We start from the raw sequence: 20,519 nt of genomic DNA, 5'->3' as shown, positions 1-20,519 counted from the left end.
AAATACCAATAAAAGGAATGCGCATTTGTAACACAAAAGCCTTGATTTGTAGCAATTTCCCTTTACCTAAATCAATCTGTTCGTTTTTGGTTCATGAACCAATCATACAACTCCTCCGTTTGATATGCCTTTATCCATGAATCATGCCCCACTCCGGGATACCTGGTGAATTTTACCTCATATCCCATCGCTTTCAACCGATTTACCATGGCTTCCGATTCGGTAATGGGAATTGATTCGTCTTCTTCTCCATGAAAAACCCAGATTGGCATATTTCTATCTATCCATGCGGCATAAGGAACAGGGGTCATTCCACATACAACTGCCATCGCTGCAAACTTTTCGGGATAGTGTACCGCCATTTCCCAAGCAGCCCCACCGCCGCGACTTAAGCCGGTTAGATAAATTCTTTTTTTATCAACGCGATTATTTTCAACAATACTATCTAATAATTGGCTTACTGCTCGTGTATTCCACCATTTTCTTTGATATGGGTTTTGGGGCGCAAGAATTAAGAACGGAAACTGCTTTCCTTCTACGATCATCTTGGGAGGGCCGTTGCGTTTTATAGCAACCAAACTGTCTCCTGATTCACCTCCTCCATGAAGAAATAAGAGAATAGGAAATTCTTTTTCAGGAGCTGAATCGTAGTCTTCAGGATAATACAGGTAATAGGCTAGTTTTTCAGTGGTCACCGTTTCCATCTCCGCGTCAACCAAATTTGGCTTTGATTGTGCTGCGCAGCTTTGTAAAAGCATAACAGAACAAAGTACATACAAGTATTTCCTCATGGGTATAACTAAATCATTTTGGAAAATCAAGATACAAAAAAAGGCATCCTATCGGATGCCTTTTAAGATGCATATTGTTATTTGTTATCGATAGAGGGTAAAGTGACCTACATAGCGTATTTTACTCTTGTCATTGGCATTCACAACATACCAGTAATCTCCAGAAGGAAGTTCGGTACCTTCATATTTTCCATCCCACTTTGCAATCTGATCTAGTATGGCCACAACCCTACCGTAACGATCGTAGATCTTCACCTCGATATTCGGGAAGAAATCTCGATTGTTTGGCGCCCAGAAATCATTATTATTATCGCCGTCTGGGGTAAAGAAATTCGGTATTTCCAACATTCCCGTAAACTCAAATGGAATTGCGATTGTAGCAACACAACCCATCTCATCACGTACTTGTATATTAACCACACCACTTTCATTGGTAGTAAAAACGGTTTCAGTACCAGTAGATTCTCCTTGGAAGAAATACTCGTAGTTGCCATATCCGCCTTCTGCCAACGCAGTGACTTCATTCGGGCCTGTTTTCTCGGCGGTCAAGGTCAACGGTTCATAAGCCTCGGTTGTAAAGGTAACCGAATTGGTACATCCATTTTGGTGATAGATGTAAACGATGTGATCACCTGCCGGTAAATCTCCCCAAGAAGTCTCCGTTCCTGCATCGGAACTTATCGCATCTGTAGGGTCGATGGGATCTAAAGCAAACAATAAATCAGGCAATAGGCTTGTATCCAACATGGTGACTGTTGCCGTGCTATTCGGGAAAATCCCCTCACAACCGTATACTACATCGGGAGTAGCTGTTAAGTCAACCCCTATTTCAATAGGTATGATGATATCAGTGGGGCAATCATTAGCATCTCGTATAAAGACAATATATGATTCACCACCAATAAGGTTGTCAAAATATAAATTATCGTTTCTTACAAATACTTCACTGCCGTCAGAGTTCGGCCCTACTAACCTTGTTTCATAATAGGTATCAAAAGTTGAAGGGTCTACAAAAGGCGTACCGCCTACTACGCTTATCTGGGCCGTACCATCTGCAAAACCGATACAGGTTTCAGGAGTAACATCGATTAGATTGGCCGATACCACTTCCGGTTCAGGAATATTGACAGTTGTTCTTTCAAAGCAGCCATTTTCATCCTGAATCAAAACTTCATAATCACCTGCAGCCAGCTCGTCGAACGTATACATACCTGGAGTAGTTACCTCACTAAAGAACTCGTTGAAGTTGGGTGCGATTGCAAATTGTATTAAACCTACCCCGCCACTTGTAACTTCTAAGGTAATAGTACCATCTGCAGCACCATTACAGCTAGTTGGTGTCGCCGTTGGTACAAATATTATAGGTTCTGGCACTACGATTTCAAACGGAGGTGAAATATCGCTACAGTTCATACCGCTCGTTACGGCTATGTAGTAATCGGTTCCTGCCGGTAAACCTTCAAAGGTTCCAAAATCTTGAGGGCCGCGGATTAAAGTTGCCGCTGGATTTGGAGAAAAAGCATCTACTGGATCTCCTTGATATAGGTAAAATTGGTTGTTACCAACACCGCCGAAGGTGAAAGACTCAGCCCGGCCATCTATCTCAGATGCACATGATATAGGGGTAATATCATTTGGTAGTAAGGTAATACCTGAAGCATCTGTTAACGTAATACCATTAGAATTAACGGGTAAACAAGTATTGGCCGCATTTTTCTTACGAACTTCATATTGATAACTAATTCCAGCAATACTGCCAGGCACATCAAAGAATAGCTCTGTGACTCCTACCCCCATATCGATCCAAGGATCGGTTGCGGGGTTTGGCGTAGGAATTTGACGGTACTCGTATTCGAAATTGGACAGCGGATCGTGATTGTCAATAAACAATCGTATTTGACCATTGCCCCCACAACCGGGCACACGAGTCTGAGCCAATCTTGGTTCAATAGGTGGCGGTGGGTTAACTTCGTAAGGAGCTGTTACAAAGGCACAATCAAAACTTGAAGTAACCTCGATAGCATACCATCCTGCACTAATAAATCCACCACTGGCTCCAATAAAGGTTGGGGTGTTTTGCAATCCGCTAGTGGAAGCTATATCTGTGTTGTCATTGCTATTTAAGTATAACAACCTATAGGTATAGCCTGCTCCTGGAAATCCTCCTGAAGCACCTGCTGTTGCAGTAATTGCGTCTCCCGTTGTTGGGTCGTAAGCCTCCAAAATAGCATTGTTTCCATTCGGACATTGTAAAGCCAATGGCTCACGAATACCAGCATCAATTTGTGGAACGATAGGCAGGTTGATATCAAATGTCTCCATACAACCCTCTACATCACGTATCGCTACTCGGTAATCTCCGCTCGACAAGTTTTCGAATCGATCAAGGACAGAAAAAGCCTGTATTTCATTTGGATAGGTTCCTGAACCATCATCCATAAGTAATCTAAATTCATATGGTGAAGTATCCCACCCTCCTGCACCGATGGCTTCTATAATACCTGCATTATCATTACAACTCACATTACCAACCTCATTGGCGGTAACATTGAGTACCCCGTTTGGTGTTCGAATCGTGGCATTATTACTATCAGCAGAACAGAAGGGAGTGGCTGTTGAAGTTACCTCCACAAAGAAATTACCACCCGGAAGACCTGTAATGGTTTCTGGATTGTTCGCCGTATCTAAATTACCTGTTGCCAATGGTGTTGTCTTACCAGGGTCACTTCCACTATAAACCGTGTACGAATATAAGCCCGTATAGTTGGTAACATCTATTGACAATTCTCCATCGCTAGCCCCAAAGCATCCGATAGGGGCAGCTTCGGCAATCACCACAACGGGCTCAATAGGTTCAACAACGGTATGAATAGGCATAGGATAAGCACATCCTAAGGGTAAATTATCTTGTACTTCGAAAAGATAGTCTCCTGAGGCGGGCAAGAAGACATCCACAAAGTTATTACCTGGGGTGTTTGTTACAGGAGCTACTGCGATTGCAGAAATGGTTGAAACGGTAAAATCAGTGGTTCCAACAACTTCAATACGAACACGTTCTGGGTCTCTACAGTTCAATGGGTCTATTTGAACAATAGAAGGAACTACATCCATAGGTGGATTAATAGTCACACTAGCGGTGGCTTGACAACCGTTATCATCGATAGAGTAAACCGTAATATTTTGAACGCTTCCATCATCAACTATCTCGAAAGTCGGACTCGTTTGGTAATTCTCAAAACCGGTGATACTATACCTATAGTTTCCTGCTGTACCCGGACTGGTAATGGTAGCGGTAAGAATAGTAGAGCTAAATCGATTCGCACCTGGTTCACAAGTAAAATCAGGAGCAGCTGCACTAATAGTATAAACAGCAGGTTCGGTAATATCTAAACGACCAGATAAAGCAGGGCAGTTTCGAGCTGTCATCACCTCAACCTCATAACTTCCTGGTGCTAGATTTGGGAACGAACCTGAAGTATTGTTCGTAATTAAGGCTCTTGATACAAAGTCTACCAAACGATAATCGATAGGGGCGTCAACATCCGTCCCAGCCTGTAAGCTGATATCGATACTTCCGTCATTGTCGCCGTTACATGTTATGTTTTGAACATCAGGGGGAAGAATTATTGGAAGTATAGCAGCATCCAAGCTAATATTATCAACCAAAAATGTACAGTTAGCAATGCCATCTGTCACGTCTCTATCTGTTACCAAAACTTGATAAACACCCGGCGTAACATTGGTAAAAACAGGATCATCAGATTGAACCACCGGCCCAACACCACCTCCTAGGTAATCGGTTCCTGTAAGTTGGTAATCAAAATTACCACTACCTCCAAGTGGTATAATAGTAATTTCTCCATCTGCATTATTACAAGTTGATTCTGTACTAAATCCACCGGAAGCAGAAAGAAATTCATAAACCACTGCCGTGCCTTGACCGGTACATCCGTTGGCATCGACTACATCAACAATGTAGTTACCAGGCGTACCTACGGTATACGTATATTCATAGGCAGTACCTCCTCCATTCAACACCCCAAATTGCTCATCTCCACCTAAAGTAAATCTTGGTGTATCAACAGTAGAAGGAACACTTACAACAATATCGAAAGATGGTGATGCTACCGCGCATTGATTATCAACCACAAAAGTTGGGGTAGGTAAATCGGGTTGCAATTGTACAACTTCTTGCGACACATTGAAGGTACAGCCTCGGCTATCGAGTACCCAGATATCGTAGGTTACTCCAACTAGGCTACCCGCTAAAACCCGTGTAGTTGCATCGGTGAAGTCGTCTGTTGGATCTAAAGGAGTGGCCGTTCCATCTTCATCTACCGGATTACCTTGTGGGACCACTGCGTATAAATACGGGCTGGCAGGTGCAATAAAGGGGGTCCCTCCGCTTCCAATAAATGTAATCTGACCAAGTGCATTACAATTCGCAGGTACATTTGACAATACATCAACTCTTGGTGCATTTAATACCACATCAATATTTATAGCATCTGTACATCCGTCACTGTCAGTAACCAAAATGCGATAGGCGCCAGGTTGGCCAGTAAAAGACCCAGAATAGGAGGATCCTAAACCGCCTGTTAGGCCAGTAGGTAAATCAGTATCAATAACAGTATTTGTCGCAACATCGATAAACTCAATGGTCAAGTTAGGGCCAAGAAAATCAACAATAGTAAAATCAGTTTGTCCATTACCATTGTCATCACAGAATGCACTTCCAGATGTTGCCGTTATATCAATATCTGAGAAACCATCAATTGGCGGAATTTCTTGTTCATATATACATCCGTTAGGTGCCAGAACTTCTACCGTATAGGCGACTCCATATTGAATACCATCAGTGGCATTGCTAAACTCATGCGTGTCGTTACCAGCATTATTATTTAATGCATAGAAGGCTGGTTGGCCCTGTATTCTAATCTCATACGTGGGTATCGTGGGGAAAATCGTGGGTGTTACCTGAACTGTATAGGTAAATCCGGTATCATCACAAGTTACGGCAGGTGTAAAGTTTATTGGGGTAATAATAACATCGGCCGTAGTAATGGTCGTTGTATCGATATCGCGACAGCCATTGGCGTCCAATGTGATGATGGTATAATCTCCCGGAACTAAACTTGGATCATTAATCGCGAAAGGCAAAGCCGCGCGAGCAACGTCGTCTACTCTTACCAATTGGTTTCCAAAAGAATCTTCAATAATAAAAGAGAAATTCTCCGTACCATCAGTTACATTGTCAATTTGTATTCCACCGGCCACAATATTGCCTGCATTACAGCTAGCCGGTATTTCGCTCACGGTGGCATCAGGAGTTGGCGTGGCATCTAAGGTAACGATAGCATCAGCAGGTAGCGTTTCACAACCACGAGAATCTCTTACGATGAAAGGGTATGTACCTACTGGCAAGTTCGAATAAACCGTCTGTGCAGTAAATGCACTCCCATTAAAGCTAATTTCATATGGAGGAATACCACTTGTCGCATCTGGCGTTATAGTTACCACTCCATTACTTGTATTCCCACAACTAACAGGGTTTATAGCAACAGTTGCAGCAGCAATTGATACTGGTGGATCAAGGGTTATCGGTGTTGATTCAGCCAAACATCCTTCATTATCTGAAACCCTAAAGATATAGGTTCCAGGTACATTCGTATCATATGGAAAGTTGTTTGCTGTAAAGGCTACCGGAGCGGCAAAAGTACCGCCGTTGTCTGAACTTACTTCAAAGAATTTAGGTGTCGGATTGGTCAAATAACCACCTGTAACCAATACGCGTATACGACCGTCTGCCCCACCACAGGGTATTGCCGTCTCAATACTGGTATTTACCCTCAATTGGGGGTTTATGGTCATATTGATAGTATCACTACAATTATTGCCATCAACAACCTCAATGGAATAATTACCCGGACTCAAGTTCGTAAAGGTTGCACTCGCTTGTAAGGCACCGCCGTTAATTCTGTACTGATGTGTTCCTATTGCAGCGGTTCCAGCGGTTGAAGTAACTGCTAACGTTGCTCCAGTTCCAGGAACATAACATAGATCAGAAGAGGCAGCATCTAGCGCAATGGTTGGTGAATCAATCGGGGTCAAATCAAAGGTGAATGTGGCAGTACATCCTTCAGCGTCTTCAACCAAGAGGGTGTATGGGTTACCAGGAGATGAAGCAGCTGAAAGCGCACCAAAGGTAGGGCCTGACTTTGGACCAACCGTTGTAACTCCGTTCGGGTAGGTTAAGGTATATCTGTTGTTACCCCAACCACCACTAGCATTGGCCACCACTCTACCCAAGTTACCATTGTTACACGACATGGGAGTTACCGTACCCGTTAAAGACAAAGGGGTAGCGGGTTCCTGCACCGTAAAACTTGCGGTATCGGTACAACCTGTATCTTCGTCGGTAATAGTTATGGTATACGTTCCTGCACCTAAGCCCGTAATTGGCACTTCTGCAGCTGTTTGACCCGTAACAGGGGCACCAGCATTTATTTGGTACTGGTACGTATTGGCAAAGCCATCAATGAGAAAGGCTCCAGAACCATCACTTGCTCCTGAACATACCTGTGTATCTCCACCCGATCTAACCCTCGCTCGAATTGAGCTAATGATTGCCGGAGAATATCCTTCTGTATAGGTACAATTGTTGGCATCAGTTATTTGGAAAATATAAGACTGTGAAGCATCTAAGCTAATAAAGGTATCACTTCCCCCATTGTTTTGAACTGCGGGGCTAATTATCGAATAGTTTACAATGGCCGCGTTGCTTGTGGGCACCAACTGTAAATCGACCGTATTGGCCGTACAGTTGCTATTTGTTGAAATGAAATCAATGTCTGCAGGCGGATCAATATCATCAATTGTTATGGAGGTAAGTGTCAAACGACATCCACCGCCATCTTCAATCATAGGCGTATACGTTCCTGGTACCAAACCAGTGAATGACGTAGTGGCACTAAAATTGACACCATCAATACTGAAGGTATATCCGCTTCCGGTTCCCCCACCAGCTGGCCCAAAGTCAATTTGACCACCGATAGTTCCACCGCTTCCATCGCAAGTTCTATCTGCTATTTTAGTCGCTGAACCGGTAATCGCCCCAACGCTGGTAACGGTAATAGGCGGAAGAGCCATAGTACATTGAAAACCACCTTGCTGGTATAACACTTCGATATCGTTGTACGTTCCTGCGGGAACAGAAATTGAAGGATCGGTATCAAAAGGATCAACGGCATTTACACGATAAGAAAGGTTATATCCGTTCGCGTTGACCACATTGAAATTAATACGAGCACCACCATTGGAACACGTGCCATCAACGCCAACTGCATTGACCGTAGGAGGGGCTAAATCTTCTACATTTGCTGAAGCAGGAATGGTACAGCCATTGCTGTCGGTGATCAAAAAGTCATAACTACCTGGAGCCGTTACCGTAAAGGTTGTCGATCCTGTATACGAGGGCTGCGAGGCGCCGCCATTTACGGTAAAAGTATAAGGTGCTGAACCACCACTGGTATTTACAGTAATGTCAACACTTGTAATCGTAGAACAGCCAAAACTACTATTTACCTCGGTCGAAGCATCTAAAGCTGATAAGCCATTACCAATCACGATAGGATTACCACTCGTATCTAGTGGTTGTCTTGGAGGGTCGATACCATTTAAAGGATCTCCCGTACATTGTTGTGTTTCAACTTGCACAATATAAGTACCAAAGCCCACTGCAGAAAAGGTATAGTTATCAGCCGGTAAAAAGGCCGTAAATTCTTGAGGGACACCACTTGCATCCAACAAGGTATATTTGTAAGGACCTGGAACCGTATTGTTCACGTTCACCGTTACGCTACCCGTATCTCCAGAGCATTGTGCATCTACGAAAGTTACATCTATAGCAATATCTTGTTGTACAATTTCAATAGGCGCATATGGATATTCACAAGCGCCAGGAGTGCCTTGTTGGCGTGCCTTAATATTGTAAAATCCAGGGGTCAAGTTGTCAAAAATTGGGCCCTGCCAGGGTCCGAAACCGCTGCCACTATCAATGCTAAATTCATAAGCACTTGATAGTCCTGTTATTTGAATTCTACCGTCTACGCCACAAATAAAATCGGTTTTAACAAAGGTTTGGGTAATGGTACTCTTGGCCACTTCAAAGTAGTACCAGGGTCCAGAACCGTTAGCACGAACTCTAAACTCCGCTCCTGTGGCTGCTGGAATAGTACTTGCATCAATTGTAAATGTCGAGCCCGTACCTACCGTAGCATAACTACATGAAGCATCAGGGCAAGGAGTGTTCAAATCGGGGGTGCAACCACCTGTGACCTGTTGCCACTCTAAAGAACCACCACCACTGACAGATATAATCCTATCATCGGAATCACCGCAAAGATTGAATTTTGCGACCGTACTCCCATCATCGGCACAGACAAGTTCTTCGTCTGCCCCTTGAATGATAGTCATAAACATTGGGAGTGCAGCGGTTCCGCTACGAGTGATTGATTTGCTTGAGTTTGAGATTGAGTTTTTAGTAGCAACAACGACTTCATCTTCAGTAGTAGAGCTAGCAACGGAAGATTCTATATTAGAAGCTACGTTGGCAATAAAACTAAATACTCTGGTGTTTGCTACAGCTGATGTACATACCACTGATAGCGTTATCAATAGTACGGCATACAAAACATGCCTTGAGTTTTTTGGGAGCATAGGTTAAGTCGAATTTGGGCAAGAATGTCAGAGCTTGGGGATCTGAAAATTCTCTTCGTGTAATTGTTTATACTTATAAATTCTGTTTAATTTTACCCCTAAGGGTTTACCTTATAATATACTTCTAACGTTCAATTATGAAAAATAGTGTCTTTCTTTCGATCTTCTTCGCCGTTCTTTGCAGTTTTTCTTGCGCGCAAAACCCTGAAAATCAAGTTTCTACCCCAGATAATGTTCCGTTTTCGGCGGAATTATTAATCGATGAAATGCAGATTCCGTGGGGAATGGCGCATTTACCAGACGGGAGTATTTTACTGACAGAAAAATCTGGAGAAATAACCCACTTTTTCAATGGAAAAAAGACTTCAATTGCCAATGTGCCAGAAGTTTACAAAAGGGGCCAAGGGGGACTCTTGGATATCAAACTTCACCCTAATTATGCGACTAATGGTTGGATTTACATTTCGTATTCCTCTTCTGAAGGAGATGAAAAAGGTGGCAACACCGCATTGATACGCGCCAAACTAAAGAATAATAAACTCATTAACAGCGAGTTACTATACAAGGCTGGGCCTAATACAACGAAGGGTCAACATTTTGGCTCTCGCATAGAATTCGACAAGGACGGTTATCTTTTTCTTTCCATCGGAGACCGAGGTGCACGTGACGAAAACCCTCAAAACATCAAACGTGATGGAGGGAAAATTTACCGCTTCAATGATGATGGAAGCATTCCCAAAGATAATCCGTTCGTGGGTACCACTGGCGCAAAAACTGCCATTTATAGTTACGGACACCGAAATCCGCAAGGTTTGGTGAGACACCCTGAAACAGGAGAAATTTGGAATCATGAACACGGACCGAGAGGTGGTGACGAAATTAATGTGATCAAAGCCGGAGCAAATTACGGATGGCCCGTGATTACTTACGGAATAAACTATAGCGGAACTGAAATTACCGACAAAACTGAAATGAGTGGTATGGAACAACCCATTCACTATTGGGTACCTTCAATTGCCCCTAGCGGCATGGCATTTGTGACCACCAATAATTATGGTGCCGATTGGAAGGGAAGCCTACTTGTAGGCTCTCTTGCATTTCAATATTTAGAACGCCTTCAATTGAATGGTAAAAAGGTAGTTAAACGTGAAAAGCTATTGGGAAGTATAGGACGTGTTCGTGATGTAAGAGAGGGACCTGACGGCTTGATTTATGTAGCCGTCGAAGGAAAAGGGATTTATAAATTGGTTCCAAAAAAAGGATAACAACAAAGATACAATCCGTAAGACTATGCTGAGATTTGGTTGTTACGGGTAAAACCTATTTTCCAGCAGCAATAGCTTTTTTTACAGAGCCATGTTCGTTAAGTAGTTCGGCCGCCTCAGCATAGGAAATACCTAAACCTTCCATAACATATCGGGTTCCCCGATCTACCAATTTATTATTGCTCAATTGCATATTGACCATTTTATTTCCTTTTACCCTTCCAATTTTTATCATGAGGGCAGTAGAAATCATATTCAGTACAAGCTTTTGCGAAGTACCACTTTTCATTCGTGTGCTTCCAGTAACGAATTCGGGTCCCACATTGATTTCAATAGCTATATCAGATGCATTAGCTAATGGAGATCCTGGGTTATTAGTTATGCCCGCAGTTAGCAGTCCGTTTGCCCTGGCATCGGCTATTCCTCCAAGCACATACGGTGTCGTTCCTGAAGCGGCGATACCTACAAGCACATCATTTGAATTAATATTATGTGCCAACAAATCTTGCCAAGCTTGCTGTTTATCGTCTTCGGCATGCTCTACAGATCTACGTATGGCAGTGTCACCCCCAGCGATTAATCCCACTACCCTTTCATGCGGCATTCCATAGGTTGGTGGAATCTCGGAAGCATCTAAGATACCAAGCCGACCACTTGTTCCAGCGCCAATATAAAAAAGCCGACCACCACCAACAAAGCGATCTGCTAGCGCATCTACCAGCTTTGTGATTTGCGGAATTACCAAAGCGACAGCTTGGGCAACTTTTTGGTCTTCTTCATTCATTTTAGACAAGATAGAAGCAGTATCTAACTGTTCCAAATTATCATGGTTTGAAGGGTTTTCGGTGATCTTAATGTACTCCATTTAGCGTTTATGGTTTATAGAAAATTTGTCTTGAACTTGTATGATAATCTTAAGTATAGCTAGCTTCTCAATACTCCGAATGATCTTCCCAAATCAGGACTTAGGTATTAGATCAAAGCAGGCGAATATCATGACTCCTAAAGCTTTTTAATAAATCATTTTCTGGCTCTAACTCCGTAATCATTGTATTGATCGCATTAAGATCGCAGGTTTTATATCGATGCTGCGAGTTCAGCTTTTCCGAGATACACAAAAGTACCGTTTTCTTAGCGGATTTGATAACCGCTTTTTTTAATTGAACGATATCCCAGTCGAACTCCGTTAAGCCATATTGAGAATCTACATATCCTGTTCCAATAAAGCTGAAATCGACCTTAATTTCCGAAAGATTGTGAATGGCATTTGCTCCTATGGAGATCTGTGCATCTTTTGAAATCTGACCCCCAATAAAGATAACCGTAACCTTAGGTTTTGAAGACAATTCCATCGCCACGGGTAGACTCAAAGTAAAACACGTCAATTCTAGATCTGCAGGAATCAATCGCGCAAGTTCTAGACAGGTTGTACCACCATCGACAAAAAATACAGACCCTTCCTTCAATAGTGATAAAGCTTTCTCTGCAATTCTTGTTTTTTCCGCTAAGGCATATATGTTTGTATTTCGCGTGCTACTCGTTGTAAACCCTAAAGAAATCGCGCCACCATGCACCTTGCGGAGCTTCTGCTCTGAATCTAATTCCTTCACATCTCTTCGTACCGTATCAATCGATACATCAAGTGTCTCCGCAATATCAGTGAGTAATATCCGATTATGCAGCTCTACTTCGTTCAATATCGTCTGTTGTCGCTCTTCTTTTAGCATAAATTCAAACTTGAAATCACAAATATAACGAATAAATTACAATGCCGTTTTTTACTGTTTTATAAAGCAACATATTTTAAAAAAGCATAAAACGGCAAAAAAACTTGCAAAAAACTGCATTGATAGATTTTTTTGCCTACATTTGCCATAATTAACCAATATGTCAAATTCATAAATTAACGCTTTATATGACCACAATGACAGCAAGAAGCAAAACTGATATCCGTTACAAACCTGTCGGACAATTCGAGGAGACCCGTTACGAGAAAATCCACAATGTAATTTTTGATAATTCGAATGACGCTTCTATTGAAGTGGCCGAGGAGATTGCTAATCTTATCAAAAGAAAGCAATTGTCAGATAAAATGTGTGTTTTGGGCTTGGCTACAGGTTCCTCACCCATTCGCGTGTATGAAGAATTGGTACGCATGCATCAAGAGGAAGGACTAAGTTTTAAAAACGTGGTTACCTTTAATCTTGATGAGTATTTACCTATGGATAAAGAAAATACTCAGAGTTACTACTTTTTTATGCATGAGCATTTGTTTAATCATGTAGATATACTGCCAGAAAACGTTCATATTCCCGATGGAAAAGTTCCAAGTGACAAGCTAGTTGAATATTGCTTATCGTATGAGAAAAAGATAAAAGATTTTGGAGGGCTCGATTTTCAGCTCCTTGGAATTGGAAGAACAGGACATATCGGCTTTAACGAACCCGGTTCGCATTACAATTCTGGTACGCGTGTGATTACCTTAGACCATATAACACGAGTAGATGCCGCTCCTGCATTTTTGGGAATTGACAACGTACCACGTAGGGCCATTACCATGGGGATATCAACAGTCAGAAGCGCAAAACGGATTATCCTTCTCGGATGGGGCCAGAACAAAGCGGATATTATCAAAAAGACCATAGAGGGAGATATCTCAGCCCATGTTCCCGCTACCTATCTTCAAAACCATAAGAACTGCACTTTTGTTTTAGACACTGGGGCCGGTAGCGAATTAACACGTAACCGAACCCCATGGCTCGTCAGAAGTTGTGAATGGACCGAAGAATTAACGGCAAAAGCAATGGTTTGGCTTTGCGGAAAAACCAAAAAAACAATTTTGAGTCTTACAGACAAGGACTACAATGACAATGGAATGGCTGATTTACTAAGCCTGAAAGACTCTTACGACCTTAACATATGGATGTTTAATCGGCTACAACATACCATTACAGGATGGCCCGGTGGGAAACCCAATGCAGACGACTCCAATCGACCTGAACGTGCTCAACCGGCTAAGAAACGTGTCATTATATTTAGCCCTCATCCTGACGATGACGTAATTTCCATGGGAGGTACATTTGACCGTTTAATCGAGCAAGGACATGAAGTGCATGTGGTGTACCAAACCTCAGGAAATATCGCTGTATCCGATACCGATGCTAGAAAGTATGCAGAAATTGCAAAACAGATAACAGATTCTAAGGAGGCTCAAAAAATAATCGATTCGATAAAAGAAAAAACAAAAAGTAGCTTTGATTCTAAGGAAGTACGTAAGCTGAAAGGAAATATACGTCGCGGAGAGTCTTATGTTGCCACGCGTTATTTAGGCCTAGAAGATACTAATGTTCATTTTTTAGATCTGCCCTTCTATGAAACTGGCACTATTAAAAAGAATAACTTATCAGAGGAAGATATCGAAATCATGGTCGATGTCATTCAAGAAATTAAACCGCATCAAATATATGCGGCTGGAGACTTGGCAGACCCACATGGTACACATCGAGTTTGTCTCGATGCCGTTTTTTCGGCAATGGAACGACTAAAAAGTGAACCTTTTGCAAAAGATTGTTGGCTTTGGTTATACCGCGGTGCATGGCATGAATGGGACATTAATGAAATTGAAATGGCCGTACCCATGAGTCCGGGACAAGTTCTTAAAAAACGTAATGCAATCTTTGCCCACCAATCACAAAAAGACGGTGTCATGTTTCAAGGTGATGATACACGTGAATTTTGGATGCGGGCTGAAGAGCGTAACCGAGACACGGCTAAAAGATATAATGACTTAGGGCTTTCCGATTATTCGGCGATGGAGGCTTTTGTGCGACATAAGTTTGATTAGGTTTGTATTTTAGCGAAAGGGTTAAGATATAAATGCTTCGAATACTACCATTTTTAATTTTGCTTGTAACGATCAGCTCTTGTTCGGTTTTCAAACCCATCGCCCAACCCAGAAGTGAGTTTCGTGGTTTTTGGGTAGCCACGGTGGTAAATATCGATTGGCCCAAAAATGGAAATGATGCTGCGGAAAAGCAAAAAAAGGACTTTCTCGAAATACTTGATTTTTACCAAGAACTAAATTTCAATGCTGCCATAGTTCAAATTCGAACCGCGGGTGATGCCTTTTATGATTCTGAATATGCGCCTTGGTCACGATTTTTAACCGGAAAAGAAGGTGAAGTGTCAACCTCAAAATCTACACTTTTAAAATGGATGATTCATGAGACTCATCAACGAGGCATGGAATTCCATGCCTGGCTCAACCCCTATCGCGCTACCTTTGATTTGAATACAGCAAAACTTAGTCCGACCCACGATTTCAATCTTCATCAGGAATGGATGGTGAAATACGGAAAAAAATATTATTACGATCCCGGTCTTCCAGAGGTGCAGCAGCACATGATCGCTATCATTGACGAAATTACAGCAAACTATGACATAGATGCCATCCATTTTGATGACTATTTCTATCCCTACACTATCGAAGGTGAAGTTTTTCAAGACTCCATCTCCTTTTATAATTGTGCATTACCTAAACAAACTTTAGCAGATTGGCGAAGAAGTAACATCGATTCATTAGTTAAAAAAAGTCATGAGATTATCAAAAAAAGAAAGCCCTGGGTTCAATTTGGGGTAAGTCCGTTTGGCGTTTGGAAAAACAAATCCACAGATCCAAAAGGCTCCGATACCAAAGCTGGGCAAACCACTTATGAGAATTTGTTTGCAGACCCTTTACTTTGGATGAAAAAAGGATGGTTAGATTACTTAATTCCGCAAGTATATTGGAGCATGGAACTTCCGGTGGCTTCTCACAAAAAGATTGTCGATTGGTGGTCGAACAACACTCAGCGTAGCAAGCTTTACATCGGAAACGGTCCATATAAAATCAGGAACAATAGTGATAAGGCATGGGATAATAAAAAAGAACTTCCTAATCAAATCGGTTATGCCCGTGAAAAAAATGCAGTTTTCGGAAACGCTTTTTTTAGTGCTAAAAGTTTAATGAACAACAATGCCGATGTTACAAGATATCTGAAAAGAAAGTACTACAAAAGCAAGGCGCTACCACCTGTAGCTAAGGTAACATCCAACAAGCGCCCAGACTTTTATGAACCAAAATCAGTGAGCAAATCGAAGAATGCCATTGTTATAAAATTCAATGACTTAGATGCTGTTAGGTATGCCATGGTATATCCCTCTACCAAAAACGAAAAAGAAGAATATCCCCTAAAAAAGTTAATAGCCAAGCTACCCGTTCGAAGTAACAAAGAAGTTATCCTTCCGTTGGAAGTCGTAAAGAAAAGAAGGTACATTGCGGTAACCTTTATTGATTTTTACGGAAGGGAATCTAAACCGATAATTGTACATTTAAGTAAACTATCTCAGTAAAGGGTGATACGATAGCCATAAGAAAAAACAATTTAATTTCTAAATAAGCCATAGCATAATTAATTCTCGATTATCGAGTAAAACCAACTAATATGATAAAAAAAAACAAATGGGCATGGGCATGGGTGCCAACGCTCTATTTTGCTCAAGGCTTACCTTATGCACTGGTTGTTACCGTATCAGTTATCATGTACAAAAAATTAGGCATCAGTAACGCTGATATTGGTTTGTACACAAGTTTTCTATACATCCCTTGGGTGATAAAACCCCTGTGGAGCCCTTTTGTTGACTTAAAGAGTACCAAGCGCAATTGGTTTTTGGGTATGCAATTACTTGCTTCGCTAGCGCTTTTAGCTATTGGGCTCACGCTACCAACAAACATTTTCTTTATCACAAGTTTAGCCTGTTTCTGGATGGTCGCTTTTGCTTCTGCCACAAATGACATCGCCACCGACGGTTATTATATGATAGGCCTTACAGAAGACAAACAGTCGTTTTTTGTTGGCATGCGGAGTGTATTTTACAAATTGGCGAACGTAACGGGTCAGGGTCTGCTAGTAGTTTTAGCAGGGTTTTTAGAAAACTACTACGGCGATAATACCAAAGCTTGGTCCTACACCATGATTTGTGCGGCTTTGCTTATGTTGTTATTAACCCTGTCGAATTTTTTCGTTACACCAAAGTTTGAAAGCTCAAAGGCAATAGAGCTAGAAAAACCTAGAGGCTTTTGGGAAGTATTCACTTCTTTTTTCAATAAGCCTGGCATGGGCATGGCCTTGGCCTTTATTTTATTTTTCAGACTTGGCGAATCGCAATTGGTCAAAATGGCCTCTCCTTTCTTATTAGATCCAACTTCAGCGGGAGGGTTGGGCTATACCACTTCTGAGGTGGGTACCATATATGGTACTATCGGTGTAATCTTTTTAACCATTGGCGGAATTTTAGGAGGTATTCTAATCTCTCGCCAGGGTCTAAAAAAATGGATGCTACCGATGCTCATATCTCTCAATGCGCCAAATGCATTATATGCTTTACTGGCCATTACCGAAACTACCAACGTATATGCCGTAACCGGAACAGTGATAGTGGAGCAATTTGGTTATGGTTTCGGTATAGCAGGTTTCATGGTGTATTTGATTTATTTGGCTGAAGGAAATTCGAAAACTTCGCACTATGCCCTCGCCACTGGTTTTATGGCACTGGGTATGATGTTACCTGGGCTAATAAGTGGTTTTATGCAAGAATGGCTTGGCTACGACGGCTTCTTTATTTGGGTAGTTATTGCAGCCCTTCCTGCTTTTGTACTATTGCGATTTATTAACTACCCAGCTGATTTTGGTAAAGCAAAAGCTTAAAATGAGTATACTATTGAACTACAAAAACGCAAAGAACCAATTAAGCATTGTTGAAAAAGTGGGGCAATTATTTATGCCGGCTGCCTTTATCAATGATTCAGAAGAGGATATTCAGAAACTTGAAAATCTAATACGCCGTCATCACATAGGTTCGCTATGTTTTTTCCATAGCCGAGCAAGTGCTGCTACGAACTATGAAGGAAAGAAAGAGGTTATGTACAACGCTAACAGTTTTGAAACTTTGCAAAAACTGGTACAGCGCTACCAAAGTGCTTCGAAATTCCCCTTATTAATTGCCATTGATGCCGAATGGGGCTTGGCCATGCGCATTGAAAATACACCACAGTACCCTTATGCGATTACCTTAGGAGCCCTTCAAGGCAACAATGATCTGATTTATGAAGTTGGAAGAAACATTGCCAAAGATTGCAAAGCAGCAGGAATACATTGGAATTTAGCACCTTGTGTTGATATCAATAACAATCCGAACAATCCTGTTATTGGATATCGCTCTTTTGGTGAAGACAAATTCGAAGTAACCGAAAAAGCCTTGGCTTTTGTTCAGGGAACGCAAAGCGAAGGTATATTGACCAGTGTTAAGCACTTTCCGGGCCACGGTGATACCGAGACAGATTCACATTTAGGACTTCCGCTGATTGACAAGTCAAAAGAAGAATTAGTTGACAATGAATTATACCCCTTTCAAAAGTTAGTTGCCGAAGGAATTGATGCTGTTATGATCGGACATTTATCAGTGCCCGCTTTGGCAAATGGCAAGACCATTTCTTCAAGCATTTCTAAAAACATTATCAAAGAAGTTTTAAGAAAAGAAATGGGCTTCAATGGCGTGGTAATTTCCGATGCTTTAAATATGCATGCGGTATCTAAAAATTATCCCACCAAAGGAAAATTGGAATGGCTGGCTTTTGACGCTGGAAATGATGTGCTATGTTTCGCAGAACATGTCACCGAAGGAATTGAAACTATCCTTAAGAAGGCAACAGACGCCCAAATTGAAGAAAGTTTTCAGCGTGTTTGGCAATTAAAAGAGCGCGCTTTGCAATTACAAATTCAAAATTCAACTGCAAATTCAACGCTTCAAAGTGCCAATGAACTAAATCGAAAACTTGCCGAAAATAGTTTGACTTTATTAAAAGGAAGTGAAGCAGATATCGTCAATTTTAGAAATACCGATTTTTGTACTTTAACCATTAAACGTTCAAAACTTGACCATAATTCAGAAGAAGTACTGACGGGCTTAAATGATATGAAAACTGAAGTAGAACAAGAAAAAGACATCTTGATTCTGTTAACCCCTCCGCAGGTAAAACCTGCAAGCAATTTTGGTTTACTTCAGGAAGAAATCGATTGGATAAACGAATTGATTCGTACCAAAAATGTGGTATTGTATCTTTTCGGAAATCCCTATGTTTTGAATCATTTATATATTGAAAATACAATCGCAGTGGTCGTAGCTTATCAAAGCTTTCAAGAGTTCCAAGATGTTGCTTCTCAGCACTTTCTTAGCCTATTGAAAGCCAAAGGAAAGTTGCCGGTTACTATAAATAGGAGAGCATGAAAACATTCAAGATACTTGGCCTGATGTCAGGAACTTCCTTAGACGGGTTAGACCTTTGCTATTGCTTTATTAATAAAGACATAGATACATGGTCTTTTGAAATTGTGGAAACCAAAAGCATTCCCTATTCAGACGATATGCAGTCTGAACTAAAAGATTCAATCTATTTAAAGGCCAATGAATTGTTACAATTCCATAATACCTATGGTACCTGGCTTGGCCAAAAGGCAAGACAATTCATTTCAGAAAAAAAACTTGATGTAGATTTTATTGCCAGTCACGGTCATACAACCCATCACCAACCCGAAAACGGACTCACATTTCAACTGGGTTCAGGGCAGCATCTTGCCAATGAGAGTGGTTGCAAAGTAGTTTGTGATTTTCGAACTAACGATGTAGCTCTTGGTGGGCAGGGAGCCCCTTTGGTTCCTATTGGCGACCAATTATTTTTTGGAGAATATGATTACTGTTTGAATCTTGGAGGCATTAGCAATATATCCTTAATACAAAAAGGAAAACGAATTGCCTATGATATTGGCCTGGCAAATATGATTTTGAATTACATCACCAGAAAAATCGATTTAGCCTATGATAAAGGCGGAGAAATGGCGCGCTCAGGTACTATAAATCAGAGCATGCTTGATAGGCTGAACGACTTAAAATACTATTTACTTCCTCATCCCAAATCAATAGGATATGAATGGTTTGTAGAAGAAGTAGTTCCTATTGTCGACCTTACAGATGATTCAACCGAGAACCTATTGCACACATCCATTCATCATATTTGTGAAAAGGTTGCCCAACAAGTGAAACTCAATAGTACTAAAAAGGCGAGCACTTTATTTGTTACTGGCGGCGGTGCTTTAAATCATTTTCTGATAAAGGTATTACAAGAAAAACTAGGAGAAAGTGTCGAGGTCATGGTTCCAGAAAAAACACTTATCGAATTTAAAGAAGCGGTAGTGTTCGCCTTAATGGGAGCACTTCGTATAGGGCAAGAAATGAATGTACTTCATTCGGTTACCGGTGCTAAAAGAGATTCGTCAAGTGGAGTGGTATATCTTCCGGCCTAAAGATTAAGGGGAAATCGCTATCTTAGAAAATTAATGCAAAAACAATTCAACTATGAGTGACAAACAACAAAAAGCAACCGCTTATTGGAAAGAAAACGTGAGATATCTATGTATTCTTCTAAGCATTTGGTTTGTGGTTTCTTACGGGGCAGGTATACTGTTTAAGGACGCTTTGGATACGATTCAAATTGGAGGCTTCAAACTTGGCTTTTGGTTCGCTCAACAAGGTTCGATTTATGTGTTTGTTATTTTGATATTCGCTTACGTAAGACTTATGAATAAGCTTGATAAAAAATACGGCTACAACGAATAGAACCATCAACTAATAACCATCAACTAACAAACAA

The 20,519-nt window shown here is 41.3% G+C and carries 11 protein-coding genes; 7 read left to right on the top strand and 4 right to left on the bottom strand.

Annotation, left to right across the window (positions count from 1 at the left end; all coding sequences use genetic code 11):
• Window positions 1–71 precede the first annotated feature (71 nt).
• Both ABJN95_RS09745 and ABJN95_RS09740 read right to left on the bottom strand, forming a co-directional pair.
• On the bottom strand, window positions 72–791 hold the full coding sequence (locus ABJN95_RS09745) for a PHB depolymerase family esterase (RefSeq protein WP_348370204.1): 720 nt from the start codon (window positions 789–791) through the stop codon (window positions 72–74).
• Window positions 792–875: 84 nt separating this feature from the next.
• Window positions 876–9,509: a T9SS type B sorting domain-containing protein gene (locus tag ABJN95_RS09740; RefSeq protein WP_348370203.1), complete on the bottom strand. Its 8,634-nt coding sequence runs from the start codon at window positions 9,507–9,509 to the stop codon at window positions 876–878.
• A 137-nt stretch (window positions 9,510–9,646) separates the two neighbouring features.
• Between ABJN95_RS09740 and ABJN95_RS09735 the strand changes: the two genes are divergently transcribed.
• On the top strand, window positions 9,647–10,774 hold the full coding sequence (locus ABJN95_RS09735) for a PQQ-dependent sugar dehydrogenase (protein ID WP_348370202.1): 1,128 nt from the start codon (window positions 9,647–9,649) through the stop codon (window positions 10,772–10,774).
• A 55-nt stretch (window positions 10,775–10,829) separates the two neighbouring features.
• Here ABJN95_RS09735 and murQ read toward each other — a convergent pair whose 3' ends face one another.
• Both murQ and ABJN95_RS09725 read right to left on the bottom strand, forming a co-directional pair.
• Window positions 10,830–11,639 (bottom strand): N-acetylmuramic acid 6-phosphate etherase, encoded by an 810-nt coding sequence (gene murQ, locus ABJN95_RS09730; RefSeq protein WP_348370201.1) that lies wholly within the window; start codon window positions 11,637–11,639, stop codon window positions 10,830–10,832.
• 112 nt (window positions 11,640–11,751) lie between these two features.
• Complete coding sequence (locus ABJN95_RS09725) at window positions 11,752–12,501, bottom strand: DeoR/GlpR family DNA-binding transcription regulator (protein WP_348370200.1); 750 nt, start codon at window positions 12,499–12,501, stop codon at window positions 11,752–11,754.
• A gap of 188 nt (window positions 12,502–12,689) precedes the next feature.
• Between ABJN95_RS09725 and nagB the strand changes: the two genes are divergently transcribed.
• The 6 genes from nagB (at window position 12,690) to ABJN95_RS09695 (ending at window position 20,485) form a co-directional block, all read left to right on the top strand.
• Window positions 12,690–14,618: a glucosamine-6-phosphate deaminase gene (gene nagB, locus ABJN95_RS09720; protein ID WP_348370199.1), complete on the top strand. Its 1,929-nt coding sequence runs from the start codon at window positions 12,690–12,692 to the stop codon at window positions 14,616–14,618.
• A 32-nt stretch (window positions 14,619–14,650) separates the two neighbouring features.
• The gene (locus ABJN95_RS09715) at window positions 14,651–16,165 is read left to right on the top strand and encodes a family 10 glycosylhydrolase (RefSeq protein WP_348370198.1); all 1,515 of its coding nucleotides are present in this window, start codon (window positions 14,651–14,653) and stop codon (window positions 16,163–16,165) included.
• Window positions 16,166–16,257: 92 nt separating this feature from the next.
• The gene (locus ABJN95_RS09710; RefSeq protein ID WP_348370197.1) at window positions 16,258–17,520 is read left to right on the top strand and encodes an MFS transporter; all 1,263 of its coding nucleotides are present in this window, start codon (window positions 16,258–16,260) and stop codon (window positions 17,518–17,520) included.
• A 1-nt stretch (window position 17,521) separates the two neighbouring features.
• On the top strand, window positions 17,522–19,099 hold the full coding sequence (locus ABJN95_RS09705) for a glycoside hydrolase family 3 N-terminal domain-containing protein (RefSeq protein WP_348370196.1): 1,578 nt from the start codon (window positions 17,522–17,524) through the stop codon (window positions 19,097–19,099).
• On the top strand, window positions 19,096–20,172 hold the full coding sequence (locus ABJN95_RS09700; RefSeq protein WP_348370195.1) for an anhydro-N-acetylmuramic acid kinase: 1,077 nt from the start codon (window positions 19,096–19,098) through the stop codon (window positions 20,170–20,172). Before ABJN95_RS09705 ends, ABJN95_RS09700 begins: the two co-directional genes overlap by 4 nt.
• A gap of 52 nt (window positions 20,173–20,224) precedes the next feature.
• Window positions 20,225–20,485 (top strand): DUF4212 domain-containing protein, encoded by a 261-nt coding sequence (locus ABJN95_RS09695; protein WP_348370194.1) that lies wholly within the window; start codon window positions 20,225–20,227, stop codon window positions 20,483–20,485.
• Window positions 20,486–20,519: the final 34 nt, after the last annotated feature.

The sequence above is a fragment of the Maribacter sp. genome, assembly GCF_039974175.1.
Lineage (GTDB): Bacteria > Bacteroidota > Bacteroidia > Flavobacteriales > Flavobacteriaceae > Maribacter_C.
The sequence above is the reverse complement of the archived record's forward strand: the minus strand, read 5'-3'. Positions and strand labels throughout refer to the sequence as shown.

Bases quoted from the DNA above. Each gene is read 5' to 3' on its own strand.
- ABJN95_RS09745 (WP_348370204.1), bottom strand. From the start codon at position 791: ATGAGGAAATACTTGTATGTACTTTGTTCTGTTATGCTTTTACAAAGC.
- ABJN95_RS09740 (WP_348370203.1), bottom strand. From the start codon at position 9,509: ATGCTCCCAAAAAACTCAAGGCATGTTTTGTATGCCGTACTATTGATA.
- ABJN95_RS09735 (WP_348370202.1), top strand. From the start codon at position 9,647: ATGAAAAATAGTGTCTTTCTTTCGATCTTCTTCGCCGTTCTTTGCAGT.
- murQ (WP_348370201.1), bottom strand. From the start codon at position 11,639: ATGGAGTACATTAAGATCACCGAAAACCCTTCAAACCATGATAATTTG.
- ABJN95_RS09725 (WP_348370200.1), bottom strand. From the start codon at position 12,501: ATGCTAAAAGAAGAGCGACAACAGACGATATTGAACGAAGTAGAGCTG.
- nagB (WP_348370199.1), top strand. From the start codon at position 12,690: ATGACCACAATGACAGCAAGAAGCAAAACTGATATCCGTTACAAACCT.
- ABJN95_RS09715 (WP_348370198.1), top strand. From the start codon at position 14,651: ATGCTTCGAATACTACCATTTTTAATTTTGCTTGTAACGATCAGCTCT.
- ABJN95_RS09710 (WP_348370197.1), top strand. From the start codon at position 16,258: ATGATAAAAAAAAACAAATGGGCATGGGCATGGGTGCCAACGCTCTAT.
- ABJN95_RS09705 (WP_348370196.1), top strand. From the start codon at position 17,522: ATGAGTATACTATTGAACTACAAAAACGCAAAGAACCAATTAAGCATT.
- ABJN95_RS09700 (WP_348370195.1), top strand. From the start codon at position 19,096: ATGAAAACATTCAAGATACTTGGCCTGATGTCAGGAACTTCCTTAGAC.
- ABJN95_RS09695 (WP_348370194.1), top strand. From the start codon at position 20,225: ATGAGTGACAAACAACAAAAAGCAACCGCTTATTGGAAAGAAAACGTG.